The sequence below is a fragment of the Psychrobacter sp. CX16 genome (genome assembly GCF_057396245.1).
The window spans coordinates 35,845-53,524 of record NZ_JBXYJF010000004.1 but is presented as its reverse complement, the minus strand read 5'-3'; the positions used below and the strand labels follow the sequence as shown (position 1 = coordinate 53,524).

11 protein-coding genes are annotated in these 17,680 nt (G+C 42.2%); 7 read left to right on the top strand and 4 right to left on the bottom strand.

Features of this window, described 5'->3' with window-relative positions; genetic code table 11:
• Positions 1–29: 29 nt before the first annotated feature.
• A complete protein-coding gene (locus AC2SLM_RS02465) occupies positions 30–4,097 on the bottom strand; it encodes an autotransporter assembly complex protein TamA (protein WP_486551775.1) in 4,068 nt (1,355 codons plus the stop codon).
• A gap of 236 nt (positions 4,098–4,333) precedes the next feature.
• On the opposite strand from AC2SLM_RS02465, the gene AC2SLM_RS02460 reads away from it, so the two are divergent.
• Positions 4,334–5,656 carry an MFS transporter gene (locus AC2SLM_RS02460; RefSeq protein WP_486551774.1) on the top strand — a complete coding sequence of 441 codons (1,323 nt, stop codon included), beginning with the start codon at positions 4,334–4,336 and terminating at the stop codon, positions 5,654–5,656.
• Between the two features lie 106 nt (positions 5,657–5,762).
• On the opposite strand, the gene AC2SLM_RS02455 is transcribed toward AC2SLM_RS02460, so the two are convergent.
• Positions 5,763–5,951, bottom strand: coding sequence for a hypothetical protein (locus tag AC2SLM_RS02455; RefSeq protein ID WP_486540380.1), 189 nt, complete (start codon positions 5,949–5,951; stop codon positions 5,763–5,765).
• A 469-nt stretch (positions 5,952–6,420) separates the two neighbouring features.
• On the opposite strand from AC2SLM_RS02455, the gene AC2SLM_RS02450 reads away from it, so the two are divergent.
• The 5 genes from AC2SLM_RS02450 (at position 6,421) to AC2SLM_RS02430 (ending at position 14,812) form a co-directional block, all read left to right on the top strand.
• Positions 6,421–8,343, top strand: coding sequence for a DUF389 domain-containing protein (locus tag AC2SLM_RS02450; RefSeq protein WP_486551773.1), 1,923 nt, complete (start codon positions 6,421–6,423; stop codon positions 8,341–8,343).
• Between the two features lie 558 nt (positions 8,344–8,901).
• Positions 8,902–11,562 carry an alanine--tRNA ligase gene (alaS, locus tag AC2SLM_RS02445; protein ID WP_486551872.1) on the top strand — a complete coding sequence of 887 codons (2,661 nt, stop codon included), beginning with the start codon at positions 8,902–8,904 and terminating at the stop codon, positions 11,560–11,562.
• 585 nt (positions 11,563–12,147) lie between these two features.
• On the top strand, positions 12,148–13,431 hold the full coding sequence (locus tag AC2SLM_RS02440; RefSeq protein WP_486540384.1) for an aspartate kinase: 1,284 nt from the start codon (positions 12,148–12,150) through the stop codon (positions 13,429–13,431).
• 597 nt (positions 13,432–14,028) lie between these two features.
• A complete protein-coding gene (csrA, locus tag AC2SLM_RS02435) occupies positions 14,029–14,274 on the top strand; it encodes a carbon storage regulator CsrA (protein ID WP_019672642.1) in 246 nt (81 codons plus the stop codon).
• A 163-nt stretch (positions 14,275–14,437) separates the two neighbouring features.
• The gene (locus tag AC2SLM_RS02430) at positions 14,438–14,812 is read left to right on the top strand and encodes a HopJ type III effector protein (RefSeq protein ID WP_486540387.1); all 375 of its coding nucleotides are present in this window, start codon (positions 14,438–14,440) and stop codon (positions 14,810–14,812) included.
• Between the two features lie 127 nt (positions 14,813–14,939).
• Here the strand turns inward: AC2SLM_RS02430 and AC2SLM_RS02425 are convergent, their stop codons facing one another.
• Together AC2SLM_RS02425 and AC2SLM_RS02420 are read right to left on the bottom strand one after the other, a co-directional pair.
• Complete coding sequence (locus AC2SLM_RS02425; protein ID WP_486540389.1) at positions 14,940–15,245, bottom strand: YeaC family protein; 306 nt, start codon at positions 15,243–15,245, stop codon at positions 14,940–14,942.
• A 69-nt stretch (positions 15,246–15,314) separates the two neighbouring features.
• Positions 15,315–16,310 carry an NAD(+) kinase gene (locus AC2SLM_RS02420; RefSeq protein WP_486551772.1) on the bottom strand — a complete coding sequence of 332 codons (996 nt, stop codon included), beginning with the start codon at positions 16,308–16,310 and terminating at the stop codon, positions 15,315–15,317.
• 536 nt (positions 16,311–16,846) lie between these two features.
• On the opposite strand from AC2SLM_RS02420, the gene AC2SLM_RS02415 reads away from it, so the two are divergent.
• Positions 16,847–17,569, top strand: a complete 723-nt coding sequence (locus AC2SLM_RS02415) for a Bax inhibitor-1/YccA family protein (RefSeq protein WP_486551770.1) — start codon at positions 16,847–16,849, stop codon at positions 17,567–17,569.
• Positions 17,570–17,680: the final 111 nt, after the last annotated feature.

The following is a 17,680-nucleotide window of genomic DNA, read 5'->3' as shown; positions in this document are numbered from 1 at the left end:
ATCTAGCAGTCAAAACAAAAGCGCCGAACTTACTGCAGAGGCGAGCCGATAAAGAAGTGCAAGCGAATAGGAATGCTGTCCTCTAACACGCCTGCGCCTAAGTCAACGCGTACCATACCAACAGGTGATGCCCAGCGTACCCCGACCCCCACACCCAATTTGGTTTCTGCATCGAAGTCTTTGTCATAGGCGTTACCAAAGTCGGCAAATACAGCGCCGCGAAGACCTGGCTTAAACTCATAGTTATATTCGGTGCTACCGATCGCTAGGATTTGACCACCCGTTAGGTAGCCGTTTTCAATCGCAGATAAGCTGTTATAGTCATAACCGCGAATACTGCGATCACCACCGGCAAAGAAACGCAGCTTATACGGTACAGACTCGAAATCATCAGTCCAAATATAGCCTGTATCCAAGCTGCCGACTAGCTGATGCTTGTTCATCTCACCAAAGCTATAAACTCCGCTGACGCCAGCACGCGCAATGACCATATCGGTATCGGTCAATGCATCTTCGGTACCTGCTTCTAGAGAATAGTACTGACGCCACCCTTTCATCGGATTGGTAATGTTATCTGTGGTGGTTTTATCTAAGGTATAACCCAGCAATAGGGCTTCTTGTTTAAAACGGGCATTTTCACGGTTAAACGGTTCAGGCAAATCTTCACGCGCAGGCCCTTTCACGCCACTTTCTAGATCATCAAGACGATAACGCAGTGAGTAAGTACGGTTCCAACCCGTGTCGCGGCGGATGCGTCGTGCCACACCAACTTTTACCGTATTGGTTTTCAAATCTAAGTTACCATCACCTTGGGTGATCTCTTCTTGCTCGTAACTGGCATTGGCCGTCAAAATATCATTGAGAGGGTGCTTCCATGGACGGCTGGCATGTATATTCACTGAACGGTTAATCTCAGACAGACCAACATCAATACCGGCTTGATAACCATCTCGGTTAATTAGATTATGCTCAAACCTTGTCACCGTACGAATACCGGTATCAGTGCCATAACCAATACCTAAATCCACATCTTTCGGTTTGTCTGCAGTTACGAACACGTAAGTCGGAACTGATTTGGTCTCATGTACTTCTTGCGGGGTTTTTCGACCTGCCAAAACAGTTTGACTCAAGTCTTCAGGCAGATTATCGGTATCCGCTAAGCGGTCTTCTTCATCCGGTAATACTTTTCGAACTGCGCGACTGATAGCATTTGATATTTTGCCTAATATATTTTTGGCGTCTTCTTCCTCATCAGCATCGAGTACTCGGTCATCTGGTAGCCTAGACAAGCGCTCTGCTTTTGCACTGATTTCGGCCAATTTATCGGTGGTTTCTTGATCAACCGTATATTCAATAGGCTCAAACTCTGCAGATAAATCATCATCCGCATTATTCTCTGAGTTATTATTTGCTAAAGCTTCTGACTCGTTCTTTGTGTCATCCTTATTACTTTGGGCAGTGACATCATTTTGAGCAGCCGCATTATTCTGGTTCTGAGTACTAGCATTCTCTTGGCTTTGCGCCGAACTATTATCTTGCGTGCGTTGTGGATTATCGTCAGCGGCATTAATAACATCTTCCACCACATCGGCGACTGACTCATCACTCTCTTGGCTTTCAGCATTGGCACCACTATCCATACCCATGAAGTCTAGACTGCCACTACTTACCGAATCATTGGGCTTGACGGTCTCAACGTTCACCACGTTAAAGTAGCGAGTCGCTGCTAAATCATTGGTAAATCGAGTCACTAATGAGGCATCAAATTCATCACCTGGCTTATACTTATGTAGCTGATGCAATAATTCAAGTTTAACCGGTAGTTTATCCGGATCGGTGGTTAGCTCGCCTTTTTCTTCATCAATGGTGAAAAACACCACATCATCAAATTGATAGCGCTCACCGGTATCATAAATAAGACCCACATCTGCGGTATTGTCTGGCAAAATAACATCGACAGATTTGTTTAGCCATTGCCCATCAAAGAAACCATAAAGATTTCGTGCGCTCTCAATTCTATCTTTGGCAAGCTGATAGACACCGTGATTAAAGATATCATTGGTCTTAGGTGGTGCTGATTCTGCAATTTCCTGGAAGGTTTCTAATTCGGCACCTTCACCGCGAATATCCACGATACGGCTATTAACAATAACTGGCTCACCCAAATGCTCAATGATGACATTAATTTCATCGGCGTCTTTTTTCTCGAAACGCATATTAATATCATAATAACCAACTGCTTGCGCTGCATTTAACGATTCTTCACGCAGCTTAGGTATCACAGCGGTAAAGTCTGAAATCGCTTCGACTGTAATGTTCTCCATGGCCGCTTTAATATTATTAGCAGGCTGCGTGTCATCATCCGCTTTGACCAGTGTTGGCTGACTAAAGTCATCGTTTTCATCAGCTTGAATGTAAATATTGGCTTTAAGCCGCGGTAAAGCAGTATAACCATCATTAAATAGCCGTGCATAAATACGCTTGAACAGACTAGGCTTAGCGGCCTCTTCTTCCTCTTCTTCCTGTTCGACATTCGCTAATACAGCATCACGATTATAGCCGCCGTTGGCCTCACTGTCATATTCAGGCAAGTAGTCATCAGGATTAATACCTGAATCGGTATTGCTGTCTTCTTGAGCTTTAGTCACTAAGTCATCGGTAATATCACCATCGGCTTGGGTAATAATATTATCAATCTTACCAATGTTTGCGGCCGTAACTGGATCTGAGCTAGGCTCGTTTGGTGTCTCTTCCGTTAAGCTGACATCCTTGCTTTTATGATCACTGGCTTCGATTTGAACCTGAGTGTCCTCATCTCTATCGCTATTGCGAATACTGCTATTGTTGCTTTGACTATTATTCTCGGATACTGGCGTATTATTCGTGCTAATAATAGTGTTATCAGAACGAGGGCTTGTATTGGCATCGCCAGTGTTGGTATTAAAGGTTGGTCGAGCACTGTTTTCAGTAACAGCGTTACTATTACCACTTGAACCGGTGCGATTGTTTGCAATCGTTGGGTTGTTCTCCCTACGACTGTTACTGTCATTATCATCTGAGCGATTATCAGTCACTTCAGCGCTGATATTATCGTCTTCATTATCTAACAGACCTAATGTCGCACGGTTGCTTGGATTTAATGCAGTGGTTTGATCCAATCTGGTATCAAAACCTAAAGGCGGCTGAGAATCATCAAGCGTGGCCACTGGTCTATCAAAGTCCGTATTGACCTGCGCTTGAATTTGATCGAGCATCCGGTCAAGCTCTTCTGGCGTTTGTAGTGTTTGCTCACTGGCAAAGTCATCGATGTTTAATACTGACTGACCATTATTGGCATTACCTGTATAGTCTGGGTTATTACTGCCTTGTCCATTACTAGTTTGGCGCGCATCTGTATCATCATACTTACCAAGGCTATCAACAGTGGCTCTACTGATATTTGAATTATTGCTACTAGCATCATTAATCGTAATGTCATCAAGCCCGCTTTTCTCTATCTGCACATCAGAGACATTCGCTAAGTTATTATTGGGTACAGAGTTGCCGATACGATCTGAGGTGCTGCTTGAATAATTGGTAAAGCGGTCTTTTTGCGCATTGGTAATCTCAACACTGTCTGAGTCATCGTCGTTTTTATTCAAGGTCTCTCGCTGATAATCCTCTAACACGCTAGCATCAAGCTGCCCTTGCTCAACCGCTCTTTTAAGACGCAGCCCAATGAGCGCTTCCTCTAACTGCGCATCACTTAACTGTTGGTTTTGCTTTATACGGCTTCTGTCTTCAGAGTTATTAGTGTCCTCTGCGCTATTTAGAAGCACCTCATCAATTTGATCTAACTCATCTTGACTCAGGTTATTGCTTATCCTATCTGGCAATGTGCCACTGCTCGCCGCATATGCCAATGACGGCAACGCCACTTGCGCCAACATACACGCTGACAAGGCACAGACGAGATTTGAGTAACGAAACGGTAATTTAGATTTGGGATTAAAAACAAAGATGCCATAACAAATAGGCGCTCGTGGCGACGGCTTTTTAGTTGCCAGTTTTTTATTGACTGTGGGCTTAGTCAATGACGTGTTATGTAGAGTGCTCATTAACAATCTCTTATAGAAAACTTACGATAATAAATTTTAGACCAAAGGCTAACCGCAACAGGTAGTCTGTGCAAGGGCGATTTTCATAAATCAAAAAACAAATTTAATGTAGTTGTGATAAATTGTCACTATGATACCGTGACTGAGTCCATTTATTCGAGATAATTTGATAAATTTGACTCAAATGAATTACTTACTATGACTATTTATCTGTTATTTACATTAGGAAGCCGCTGATGGCATCACAGTTTGAACTTTTTAAGCACCGTCGCTTTACGCCTATGTTTTTTACGCAGTTTTTGGGTGCATTTAACGACAACTTCTTTAAACAAGCTCTATTATTGGTTTTGACCTACACCGCTGCTGCCAAGATGAGCGCTTCGATTAGCGTACTCAATAATTTGGCTGCTATGTTGTTTATTTTGCCTTATTTTTTATTCTCAGCATTGGCTGGTCAATTGGCCGATCAGTATGAAAAGTCTAAGCTGACAAAGTATATAAAAATACTAGAAATTATCATCATGCTTATGGCCGCTGTGGGACTTATTTTTGAGCTCTATTGGTTCTTATTTGTGGCTCTATTTTTATTAGGCGCGCAGTCTACATTCTTTGGCCCCATTAAATATGCTTATCTACCGCAGGCAATGCGTCAAGATGAGCTGGTCGGTGCCAATGGTCTGTTCCAAATGGGTACCTCGCTATCTATATTATCAGGTATGATTTTTGCCGGTATTTTAACCCAAATGCCCAACTATCTATACTGGGTTAGCGGTATTATTATACTAATCGCTGCTCTTGGTTATTTTGCCGCAAGCTTTGTACCGAATACGCCAGCAGTTCAGCCAGAGCTTAAGGTGAATTGGAATATCTTCTCGACCAGTATGGCAACTATTAAATACTTATATTCACTGCCGCTGCTGTTCTTTATTATCCTAGGCAATAGCTGGTTCTGGTTTTATGGGGCTACTTTTTTAACGCAAACGCCTGAATTTAGTAAAGTCATCTTAAATGGTAATGAGTCGGTGGTTATCTTTTTGCTTACCTTATTCTCTGTGGGTGTAGCCATTGGCTCGCTATTGTGCAAAACCTTAACCAAAAATGAGGTTAGTTTTAAGCTACTGCCCTTTGGTATTGCCGGACTAAGCTTGTTTGCAATTGATTTGTACTTCTCTTTATCGTCGCTTGATATCGATACCACAAGCTTGCTCGGTATAAGTGAGCTTGCCGCTATCCCTGGCAGCTGGCGTGTCTTCGCCGATTTATTCTTCTTAGGATTTAGCGGTGGCATCTATATCGTGCCTTTATACTCAGCAATGCAGGCTTATTCGCCAACCAGTCACCGCGCGCGTGTTATCGGTGCCAACAATATTTTTAACGCCATCTTTATGGTAACGTCAGCCATCTTTGCGATTGTGTTATTAAATGTTCTGTCACTCACCCTACCACAATTGTTCTTATTGACTGGCATATTAAATGTGTTGTTTGGTGCCTTCTTATATATGAAGCTAAACAAGTATAAAGACACCATGAGCATTAAAAATACCGATTTTGCCCAGTAATATTTCTTAATGTAATGCTGTATCTAAAAGACAAAACACAGCCTTCTACTTAAATAGAAAAAGCCGACTTAATCTGAGTCGGCTTATTGATGTTAACTTATTAAACTTAGCTAATACGGTTAATTCGTTTGGTAAGCACCAATGCCACCGGAATCGCTAACAGAGCACCCACGACCGCTGTGGCGATGATATGTGGAATATCATCAAAGCCAGTCACCAATGCTGCAATCATTAATATGCCAATCAACACAGTAGCTGCCATAGACCAAATCATACTAAGTAGTTGCCAGTTCATACCTTCCACCTCATCGTCAAATAATAAAGTCAGTTAATCATTCAGGACTAATTTTTAGTACTCCTACTTATAATATTCACTTTATATTATAGTTATACACTAAATCCTTAGTTTCGTTAAGGGTTTTTGTGTTTATTTTTAAAAACCCTCAGTCGCTTATTATAAAAGACGTTCAGGTGGCAATTTGATATACTCTAAAATATGTCTCAAATACCTCTCATAGCCTTTATTTATACCCTCCTGTCTATAGACAACTTCCCCTTATCTATACTTCAATTCGTAGCCTATTGATAATATTTGTTGTATTAGCGCTAACAAATCGAAAAACTTATGGATTTTAAATCCGTTTATCATTAAATTACACCACTGCTAACAAAGCACTCAGAATTAGCCCTTATTTATGCCAAATAATAGGGCGACCTATTCTTGTATAAACCACCGAGCCATCAATAAATCGATAAGGGTCACCATGTCGCAAGCTACTTTTATTCCTGTGCCATATTTTCAATTTGCTCCCTATGCTCGAGAATTTGATTTCGCTGCCCATGGATACAAGCCGGTGCCTAATAAAAAGATACACTGCCATTGTCCGTTTATCATTATTGATGCCGACTATATTAATGAGCCTTTGATGGATGTGGCCGTGGCGGTGGCCGAAGATGTCACACCCGAGGCCTTAGAGACAGATTCAGCCATTGATGCCAATCAGAAAATCCAAAACACAGACGAGGCTATTGATACGAGCAATACAGCTAATGATGCGGCGAATACTGAAACACCCAGTGATAACATAGATAAGGCTCTATCAGACTCGACAACTGAGCTAAGTGAAGAAGACGAAGAAGCGGCTCGAAAAGAAAAAGAGCGTCTTGATTATTTAGCGCGTCAAGAAGCCGACCCCTCTCATAACAATGTTCACTCGTTTAAGACAGTAGAGACCCCTGAGAATCCGTCCAAAGACGGTGCGGCTAAGACTGGTCAAACACAAGACGCTGGAACACAAAATAATACGGATGACAATGACTCAGAGAATGAAGAGCTTGCGCTACCAGATTACGAGGCGGTGCCTGAAGAGGTTTCAGATGCACAGTTAGAGGAGATGGCTGCCAAAGAGGCCAATCATTCAGATGCCAACACTAATACTGATATCTACACAGGAACACCAGCTGCCACTGATACACAACCAAAGGCTGTTCTAGATAACACGGACTCAGAGTCTGCTAAAAAAGAGAAGAAAGACAGTAAAAGAAGTAAAAAGGACAAAGAAGAGTTAACCGAAGAAGAGCAGTTAAAAAAAGACAAAGAAGCCAAGCTTGAGTCTTATAAGCAATTCGTTGCCGAACAAGAAAGTCAGGTTGAGGTAGATTACCAAGGTATCCGCGTTAGTATTGAGGCCAATGCCCTGCCCAGCCGTATGTACTTTATTATGAATGCATTGTCGGCCATTATTGCCAGTTACGGCTTGGTCATTAACTCAGCGGCGGTGGTTATTGGTGCGATGTTGGTCGCCATGATGTTAGGCCCAATCAGTGGCGTGGCTCTAGCGATTATTGATTATCGCATGCCCTTTTTACGTAAGTCCTTAATGACGGTACTTGCCGGCGGCGCTATGGTGGTAAGCATTGGCTTTATTGTCGGCTTTCTTCATCAAGACACGCCTTTGTCAAACGAGATTTTATCGCGTACTGAGCCCACCTCGATGGACTTGATGATTGCCTTGGCCGGTGGTACGGCCGGTGCTTACGCTATGATATCACCGCATTTATCAGTGGCTGTTGTTGGTGTTGCGGTAGCTACCGCTTTAGTACCGCCGCTTGCTGCTAGTGGTATTTTATTTGCGCATGGACAATTAACCTTGGGCTTTGGCGCTTTGTTATTGGCCATTACCAACATCGTCGCCATTCAGTTTACCAATGCGTTAGTACTATGGTTCACCGGATTTCGTAGATTAATGGAAGAGGATTATAAGAGCAGCCCAGTACTCGCTTTCTTCCGACGTAATGCAGTGCCTTTGTTATTGCTTGCTGCTATCGGTGTTTATTTAACTTATAACTTTAATACCATTACCAAACGTCAAACCTTTGAAAACACCGTCAAAGAAGACATTAACAACTACTTTATTGAAAAAGGTAATGCGTTAACCGCCACTCAGTTCGTCAATCGTGAAGACCATCAGACGATTCGAGCGGTTGTACGAGGAGAAACACGCCCGTCGTCAAGTGATGCGCAGTATTTAGAGCAAGTGGTTAATAAGACAATTGAGGAAGATTATCCTAAATATTTACCGGTTCGTATTCAGCTGCGTTATATGCCGGTCGTGGTTATCGAATCAAGCCCTGAACATACAGATACCATTGACCAAACCGATGTCGCTATTTTATCCAATGAATAGCGAAGCGCTCATGTTTTGCCCTCAAATATGCTAAACTTTGTGGCTATTATTTATTTGATACATTTTATATTTAGGGCGCTTGAATCTAGGGCGTGTGGAACATTCGACCATGGCACTGGCGGCGACTATTTTTTAGTCAATATGCAGTGGAATTTTTGACGCTTAGTCATTCTAAGTTAGACAATTTCGCAATATATTGGTAAAAAAGAGTCCCGCCCCGCAGGGCTGATGCTAAAATCGCCCCAGACGTTGTTGCAAACCTAGTCAAGGTCTAGACATTAACTACGGTTTACGCCTAGTCTGAAACAATTTTAGCTATCAGCAGTGCTAATTTGCGAATGTTCCACACGCCCAAATATTAACTTAGCGTATTAAGATACCTGTTTTGATACTGAAATAAGATAACTTTTAGACAGATAATTATTGTCATTTATAAACGCTAATTTTTAATAATCAGCCGTCCTAAACTTTAGCCAATCAGCCATTTATAAAGGAGTTCACGTGACTCAGCCTGTGTCTACATCCTCAAATCCAGATCAGCCAAATTTAGATAACTTTATGAGCACTGCTGCCATTCGACAGTCGTTCATCGACTTCTTTGTCAGCAAGCAGCACACCCATGTGCCGTCATCAAGCCTAGTGCCTTATAACGATCCGACATTGCTATTTACTAATGCCGGTATGAACCAGTTTAAAGACTGCTTTTTGGGTATAGAGAAGCGTGATTATACTCGTGCCGTGACCTCACAAAAATGTGTGCGCGCCGGTGGTAAACATAACGACTTAGACAACGTGGGCTACACTGCGCGTCACCATACTTTCTTTGAGATGTTGGGTAACTTCTCCTTCGGTGATTACTTCAAAAAAGAAGTGATTAACTACGCGTGGGAATTTTTGACCTCAAAGGAATGGCTGGCACTAGATGGCGACCGTTTGTACGTGACTGTTTATGAAACCGACGACGAAGCCTTCGATATTTGGAACAAAGACATTGGCTTGCCAGCCGACCGCATTATCCGTATTGGCGATAATAAAGGCGCACCTTATGCCTCAGACAACTTCTGGGCAATGGGTGATACCGGTCCTTGTGGTCCTTGTTCTGAAGTATTTTACGACCATGGTGCCGATGTAGAAGGCGGTCTACCGGGTACACCTGAAGAAGATGGCGACCGCTATATTGAAGTATGGAACTGTGTATTCATGCAGTTTAACCGTCTGCCAGATGGCACCATGGAGCCATTGCCTGCACCGAGTGTTGATACCGGCATGGGTCTTGAGCGTATCAGCGCTATTTTGCAAGGCGTTCACAGCAACTATGAGATTGATTTATTCGTCAATCTCATCAACAGTGCCGCTGATATCCTTGGTATTGAAAATAATGAGCAAGCCTCGCTTAAAGTAATCGCTGACCACATCCGTGCGGTTAGCTTCTTAATTGCTGATGGCGTATTGCCAAGTAATGAGGGCCGTGGTTATGTGCTGCGCCGTATTATCCGCCGCGCTGTTCGTCATGGTAACAAGCTAGGCGCTGATGACAGCTTCTTCTATAAGATGGTTGCACCTTTGGTCAAAGAGATGGGCGACGCTTATCCGCAATTGGTTGAAAAACAAAGCTTTATCGAATCAGCTATCGAAAAGGAAGAAGTTCAATTTGCCAAAACCTTGGCTCAAGGTCTTCGCTTATTAGATAGCGAGCTTGAAGGCTTAAAATCAGGCGATGTCCTCTCTGGTGAAGCCGCATTTAAACTGTATGACACTTATGGGTTCCCTGTCGATTTGACTGCAGACATCACCCGTGAGCGCGGTATTAGTATTGATGAAGCCGGCTTTGATGAGCAAATGAACATCCAGCGTCAACGTGCTCGTGATGCCGGTAAATTTGATGTCGATTACTCTGCTACTATTAAAGTAGACGTACCGACTGAGTTTGTGGGTTACGAAAAGCTTGATGAAAAAGACTTAACCATCATCGGCCTATATCAAGATGGTAAAGAAGTCGATGAGTTAAATGAAGGTGACGAAGGTGTTATCGTTCTAGACTGCACGCCATTTTATGCAGAAGGCGGTGGTCAAGTCGGTGAAATGGGCGAGATTCGTACTAGCTCTGGTGTATTTAATGTTGAAGACACCAAAAAATCAGGTCAAGCCATTATTCATCATGGTGTGGTTAATATGGGTCGTCTACAAAAGAGTCAGACGGCTGAAGCACAAGTGGTTTCTGCCCTACGTTCTGCCAGTGCGCGTAACCACTCAGCGACTCACTTATTGCACGCTGCGCTACGTAAAGTATTGGGCGATGAAGTGTCACAAAAAGGCTCACTAGTGACCAGTGATATGCTTCGTTTTGACTTCTCTTATGATGCCCCCGTGAGTGCAAAAGACTTAGCGACTATTGAGCGTCTGGTCAATGAACAAGTTCAAGCCAACGTGGCGACTCAGATTGAGTTTATGAACATTGATGAGGCGATGAAAAAAGGTGCTGCTGCCCTATTTGGTGAAAAATATGGTGAGACAGTTCGCGTATTAACCATGGGCACCAATGAGATTGAAGATGGTGTTGAAAAACCCTTCTCAATTGAGCTTTGTGGTGGTTTACACGTGAAGCGTACCGGTGATATCGGTCTGTTCAAAATTACCTCAGAGTCTGGTATTGCCGCCGGTATCCGCCGTATCGAAGCCCTAACCGGCATGGGTGCACTACGTTATGTACAGCAAGCGGATAATCAATTAACTGCTCTTGCCAATCAACTAAAGGCCAAACGTCCAGAGGTTGCTGACCGTGTACAAACCATGGCTGACAAACAGCGTGAACTTGAAAAAGAGATTGAGCGTTTAAATCAGAAAATCGCCAGCGCGCAAGCAGCAACACTGGTCGACGATGTGCAAACTATTGCCGACAAAAAGGTACTGATTGCAAAAGTAGCGGGTATTGATGGTAAAGCAATCCGTGGCCTCATGGATGACATGAAGTCTAAATTGCAAGATACGATTATTGTCCTTATTGGTGAAAAAGGTGATCAGCTTGCCCTTGCCGCTTCTGTTAGCAAGTCGCTGACTGGCGATATCAAAGCAGGCGATATTATCCGTCATTTGGCCGGTGAGCTTGATGGTAAAGGCGGTGGCAAACCTGATTATGCTCAAGGCGGCGCACCTAATAGTGATAAATTAGAAGCCGTAATGAGACATTTACCACAGTGGCTTGCTGAGCAATTGGGTTAATTGCCATCGATCTAATGAATGTCACTTTTCTCAGTGCAATTGGCTAGACTTATTTAGTCGGATTTATTTGGCTGGCTTTGCAGATAAAGTTAGCCCGTTATTTAACAAGCAGCGTTTTGGCACTCCATTACGCTGCTTTCTTTGTATTTAGCTATTGCAGTTGTCTGGTTTTTAGGCTATTTTTTAAAACCGTTTTTAATCAAGCGCAGCTGAGTAAGTAGATATTGCGATAAGTTTATGCATTAATAACTATTTACCATCATTAAAAGCCTGATCATACTTTGATGGTGCGGTTCGGTTGTGTTATAAAGTACGTTTGTTATGACTTTAGTTTCATGAGCAACACGCAGTAGATAAAATTTAAAATAGTCAAAAATATCTTTCAATAAACTATGGGCTTACCATTTTTTATTATTTTATCAAACCCTTATGGCTAAGCGGCATATCGCATTACTTAGTTATATAGTGTAAATAGTTATATACGTGTTCGGTGGTCTTAAATGATAACCGGTCATCTGTGTATAAAGGGGCGATAGTAGTAGGAATAAATGGTGAAAACCAAACTTTCAATTCAAAGGGTTTCACATGGCATTGATTGTACAAAAATATGGTGGTACGTCGATGGGCAGTATCGACCGTATCAAGAACGTCGCAAAGCGCGTTAAACGCTGGCATGACCATGGCCATCAAGTCATTGTTGTCGTATCAGCCATGAGCGGAGAAACAAACCGTTTAATCGACCTTGCTAACCAAATTAGCAAATCGCCTGATCCTCGTGAATATGACCAAATGGTCTCAACGGGTGAGCAAGTGTCTATCTCGCTATTATCTATGGCGATTATGGAGCTTGGCATAGGCGCACGCTCGTTTACTGGTGGTCAAGTCGCTATTCACACTGATAATAAACACAATAAAGCCCGTATTGAAGCCATCGATGATAAGAAGATTCGCGCTGAGCTTGATGCTGGCCGCATTGTGGTGGTTGCAGGTTTCCAAGGCATTGATAACGAAGGTAATATTACTACTCTTGGCCGCGGCGGCTCAGACACTACTGGCGTTGCCTTAGCGGCAGCATTAAGTGCTGATGAATGCCAAATTTATACCGATGTAGACGGTGTTTATACCACTGACCCACGCGTGACTTCAAAAGCCCGTAAGCTTGACAAGATTACTTTTGAAGAAATGCTAGAGATGGCCAGCCTTGGCTCAAAAGTCCTGCAAATCCGCGCGGTTGAATTTGCGGGCAAATACCAAGTACCTTTAAGAGTACTGTCAAGCTTTGATGAAGGTAAAGACGGTAGCTTTGATGAAGAATTCCGCCAAAATGTTGGCACCCTGATTACAGTAGACGAAGGAGACGACATGGAACAGCCGGTCATTTCAGGCATTGCATTTAACAGAGACGAAGCAAAAATTGTCGTGCGTGGTGTTCCTGATCACCCTGGCATTGCTTCTGCTATCTTAACCCCAATTAGCGATGCTAATATTGAAATCGATATGATTTTACAAAATCTATCAACTCAAGGCACTACAGACTTTAGCTTCACAGTTAACCGTCCTGACTTTGAAAAAGCACTGGCTATCTTAGAAGACGTAAAAGTCGATATCGATGCCAAAGAAGTTCATGGTGACGATGATGTAGTTAAAGTTTCCTTAGTTGGTGTCGGCATGCGCTCTCATGCTGGTGTCGCAAGCCAAATGTTCCAAGTATTGGCTGAAAACAACATCAATATCCAAATGATTTCTACCAGTGAAATCAAAATCTCTGTTCTAATCAAAGAACAGCATTTAGACAAAGCGGTTAAATCACTGCACACAGCCTTTGGTCTAGACAGAACCGATGGTGAAAGCAAGGTTGCCGGTGTATAAATAGTATCGTTGTATTACGACTTGATGGATTTAATCAGCCTGTTTAAATTGTCATGCGCTAATTATTAACCTAATCCTACAATAACCTTAATTCGATATTTGTTATGATAAAAGAGTCTTAATAATAAGGCTCTTTTTTATGCTTAACTGCTTGTTTTCTAACGCTTAGGCTAATTAAACTCTGGTTTTGAGCTATTCTTCAATACTCTGACTAACAGCCTGTTAAATAAGGTAATAATAAGTCACTTATTAAGTCATATTTGACAGCAATCTGTTAAAAACCTTGAATAATAATGACATATGACCAATAAAACCTTATAATATTCTGTTCGATTGTGGCCTATACTGATGTATTTTAGATATCTAGCCAGTTATGCTAGCGGATAACTATGGGCAAATACATCAAAACATAGCAGCCCGGTGATGACTGGCTTACGTGGATAATGATTTGTTTTATTTACCATATTAGAAGTCGCAGCCGGACTAGACAAAAAAGGTCGCCTCTTTTTGAAGGGCAAACTTAATGGGCAACGTTATGAATAATTCATCATTTGGCATTAGCCAATTCTTTTTACTGCGACATAAGGAGTGTGACGCATGTTAATTTTAACCCGCCGTGTCGGCGAAACTTTAATGATTGGTGATGAGGTAAGCGTTACGGTACTTGGCGTAAAAGGCAACCAAGTCCGTATTGGTGTGAATGCGCCAAAAGACATCGCCGTTCACCGTGAAGAGATTTATCAGCGTATCCAGCATGAACGCGCTATGCAGTCTCAAATGCAGCATTTAGAGCAAGGCAATTTCCCTGCCTCATTTGATGACGACGACTTCTTTAACAGATAGTTCTAGCTTTCATTGATATTTTTCGCTTTAATAACTATCTAGAGAGATTATTAGCTCAATAAATAGCGCCTTGCGTCACTTGCGCTATTTAATTGCCTAGCTTTTTACTTGCGACACTAAGCGATGGCTAAACCAATACGTTTAAACTGACAATGAGGCCATTATGAGTATCCGACATTCGGACGTGTCCGCCCTACTAAACGGACTAAGTAAGAAAGCCATCGGCTTTAATGATGTGCTAAACTTTATCGATGACTTTTATCGTTATACACCAGTAAGCTTTACCAATGGTGATATCGTTAACGCCGTTGGTGAAAATGAAGGCAGTGCTAAGGTATTTGGCTTTGCAAAGCATCATGGTTTAAGCCAATTAGATACGTTAAAACTGTTTGGTGAGCATTACGATTCAGTTTTATCGACCCCAAAAGGTGTGGATCATCCAAATATTCGTAACTTTATTCATTGGGGCTGGCAAGCGTTCTTAATGGAGAAAAATCCATTAACGCCGCGTCCAAGTGTGGATGTTAAAAATATTTAATCGTCTGTCTATTTAAAGATGTACCGACTCAAGACAGACAAGAGACAAAAAAGACCAACATCAAGTTGGTCTTTTTTTATGGCTATACTTATTGGTAATCGCATCAAACTATCTTATTAAAGCCTAATTAACGGAATTTAACAGGTTTAATATTGCCTTTAGGATTTGGCAAGTTTGGATAGTGATGCTCATGCTCAACATCACACTCCTCGCCTACGACTGTGCCATCTTTTTTGACTGGCTTATGAATATAACCAATGCGCTCTTCTGGCGGTAGGTTCTCATGCTCCCAGATCATCACTGCTTGCAAGCAGGTTTCGCGCTGTTCCGGCGTTAATTTCCGGCCATCTGGCCATTTTCCTAGCTCAATAGCGACGCGAAAAGACTCTACTAGATCTGGAGTCATTGCGGCTAAAACATCTTGTTTGTTCATAATATCCTCACAGTGTCTAAAAATTAAAACTCATATTAAGTCTAAGCGCTGCTGATAGTTAATAATTAACTACTCGTCGTCATCTTCACCCTCTAGGCTAAACTCTTCTGCATGAACATTCCAATTAAGCTTTGTACGGCAGGCTTTATAAAAATCAAATCCAGGTGGATGAAGTAAGGTAAGTTTATCAGGATGTTTACGGATATAAAGTCGCTGGTGCTGCTCAAGCGGTAAGCTCGGCTTACCATCTGCGCTAACCATAGGCTGAGTGCGATTATCCTTATGAATTCGAATCACAATCTCACTTTTATCACTAACCACAATAGGCCGGCTCGATAAAGTATGCGGGTGCATCGGCACCAGACAAATAGCGTCTAAACTTGGATGAATAATCGGACCACCACCGGAAAGGGCATAGGCAGTCGAGCCTGTTGGCGTGGCGACTATTAGCCCATCACTGTGCTGACGATAAACGTCAAGCCCATCAATCTTCATTTGAAAATCAATCATATGCACGGACTTACCAGCGTGCAGTACCACGTCATTAAGCGCCATATCTTCATGAATAATATCGCGGCCTTCGCGTATCTCCATGGTCAATAAAAAGCGCTGATCTAACTGGTAATCGCCCATCAATACCTGACGTAACTTCTCGCCCACTTCATGTGGATTGACATCGGTTAAAAAGCCCAGTCGGCCACGGTTGACCCCTAATACAGGAACACGGTAACGCGCCAGCGCTTGCGCGGCATGCAAAATAGAACCATCGCCACCGACTACCACTACTAGATCACAAATCTCACCGAGTAGACTACGTTTGACTACGTGTAGTTTACTGAGTTGCTCAAGCTCCAAATCGGGCAAACTGGCTGTCTCTGCATCAATATATAGCTCGAGCCCCATTTCATTGACGCGTCGGCCTATTTCGTGAATGGTGGTAATCACCCCACGCTTTCTAGCCCTTCCCATTAAACCAATACGCCTAAAGGCAGGGTTTTTTATCGAATGAAAATGCGGTGATTCAGAAAGATTCGGTATTTTATGGGACTGCGCAGAGCTTTCCATAGGCTTTAGCTTAATTAAATAGGTGATGAATATTGAAATGTCTTACCAATAATAGGATGGATTTTTATATTGGATTATACGGATAATATTGGCATACAAACCAAGCTCTTATATCCATACTTATGCTCACAAAAGCAACGGTAAACCACATCCTAGTAGGTCGCAAGCGTACCACATTATGGCATTTACTGCATTACCTAGACTTAATATTCCTAATTATAGACATCATTTATCTTGACTATTTATAGTCAGGTGCTTAAATTGCAATAAGCTTACATACCAGTAAGTTTACTGACTATTAACCACTGTTGATTACGCAAAACCTTATTGAAATAGTAATGCTAAAGGGCCATTTATAAGATAACTATCGGTGATTTTAAATAAATTTGATTGGTCATCTACCCTATCCATCTACAGCGCATCAAATCTTTACTAATCTTGATAAAATAGGCTATGATGACGCATTATATTCATTTATACACCGAGCTAAAATAATTAATTAGCCGATTCATTAAATATTTAAGGAACACAGTATTATGGCAAATCCAATTGTCAGTCGTACAGAGCTTGCCGTTGGTGGCAGGGCGATGACCGTAAAAGGTGTGATTCATAAGACCAGCTTTTTATTGGGTCTAAGTGCCATTTGTGCTATGGCTTTCTTTTTCTTTATCTTAAGTGGTGGCATTAGCGGCGGTATGGCACAAGGTATTACCTTTGGTAGTATGATTCTTGCCTTTGGTTTGGGCTTATTCATTACCTTCAAACCGCAAAAAGCCAAATCACTAGCTGCACCATACGCCATTTTAGAAGGCCTATTCTTGGGCGGTGTCTCTATTATGTTTATGGGTATTGACCCAAGTATTCCAGCCAATGCTTTAGCCGCGACTTTTGTCACTGCTGCTGTAATGCTTGGACTATACCGCTCTGGCCTAATTAAGGTAACTGAGAAGTTCCGCTCAATCATGATGTCAGCCATCATCGCTATCATGCTTATATATGTTGTACAGTTAGGCTTCGTATTATTTGGTTCAAGCTTACCGTTCATTTTTGAGACTGGCGGATTAATCGGTATTGGCTTTAGCTTATTTGTGGTGGTTATTGCCTCATTTAGCCTATTACTAGATTTTGATAATGTCGAGCGCGGTGTTGCTGCTGGCGTATCAGAAGACTATGAATGGGTATTTGGTATTGGTATTTTAGCGACGCTGGTTTGGATGTACTTCGAATTTATGCGTTTATTGAGCCATTTCCAAGATTAATCATCCCTTTTAATTGCTATAGCTTATTGATGTGTAAGATGTGTAAAAAGGTCACCCAATTAGGGCGACCTTTTTTATTGCCTCAAACAAATGGCTTCTATAGTCTGAGAA

Excerpts from the sequence above, each read along its gene's own strand:
- AC2SLM_RS02465 (WP_486551775.1), bottom strand. The coding sequence starts at position 4,097 with ATGAGCACTCTACATAACACGTCATTGACTAAGCCCACAGTCAATAAA.
- AC2SLM_RS02460 (WP_486551774.1), top strand. The coding sequence starts at position 4,334 with ATGGCATCACAGTTTGAACTTTTTAAGCACCGTCGCTTTACGCCTATG.
- AC2SLM_RS02455 (WP_486540380.1), bottom strand. The coding sequence starts at position 5,951 with ATGAACTGGCAACTACTTAGTATGATTTGGTCTATGGCAGCTACTGTG.
- AC2SLM_RS02450 (WP_486551773.1), top strand. The coding sequence starts at position 6,421 with ATGTCGCAAGCTACTTTTATTCCTGTGCCATATTTTCAATTTGCTCCC.
- alaS (WP_486551872.1), top strand. The coding sequence starts at position 8,902 with ATGAGCACTGCTGCCATTCGACAGTCGTTCATCGACTTCTTTGTCAGC.
- AC2SLM_RS02440 (WP_486540384.1), top strand. The coding sequence starts at position 12,148 with ATGGCATTGATTGTACAAAAATATGGTGGTACGTCGATGGGCAGTATC.
- csrA (WP_019672642.1), top strand. The coding sequence starts at position 14,029 with ATGTTAATTTTAACCCGCCGTGTCGGCGAAACTTTAATGATTGGTGAT.
- AC2SLM_RS02430 (WP_486540387.1), top strand. The coding sequence starts at position 14,438 with ATGAGTATCCGACATTCGGACGTGTCCGCCCTACTAAACGGACTAAGT.
- AC2SLM_RS02425 (WP_486540389.1), bottom strand. The coding sequence starts at position 15,245 with ATGAACAAACAAGATGTTTTAGCCGCAATGACTCCAGATCTAGTAGAG.
- AC2SLM_RS02420 (WP_486551772.1), bottom strand. The coding sequence starts at position 16,310 with ATGGAAAGCTCTGCGCAGTCCCATAAAATACCGAATCTTTCTGAATCA.
- AC2SLM_RS02415 (WP_486551770.1), top strand. The coding sequence starts at position 16,847 with ATGGCAAATCCAATTGTCAGTCGTACAGAGCTTGCCGTTGGTGGCAGG.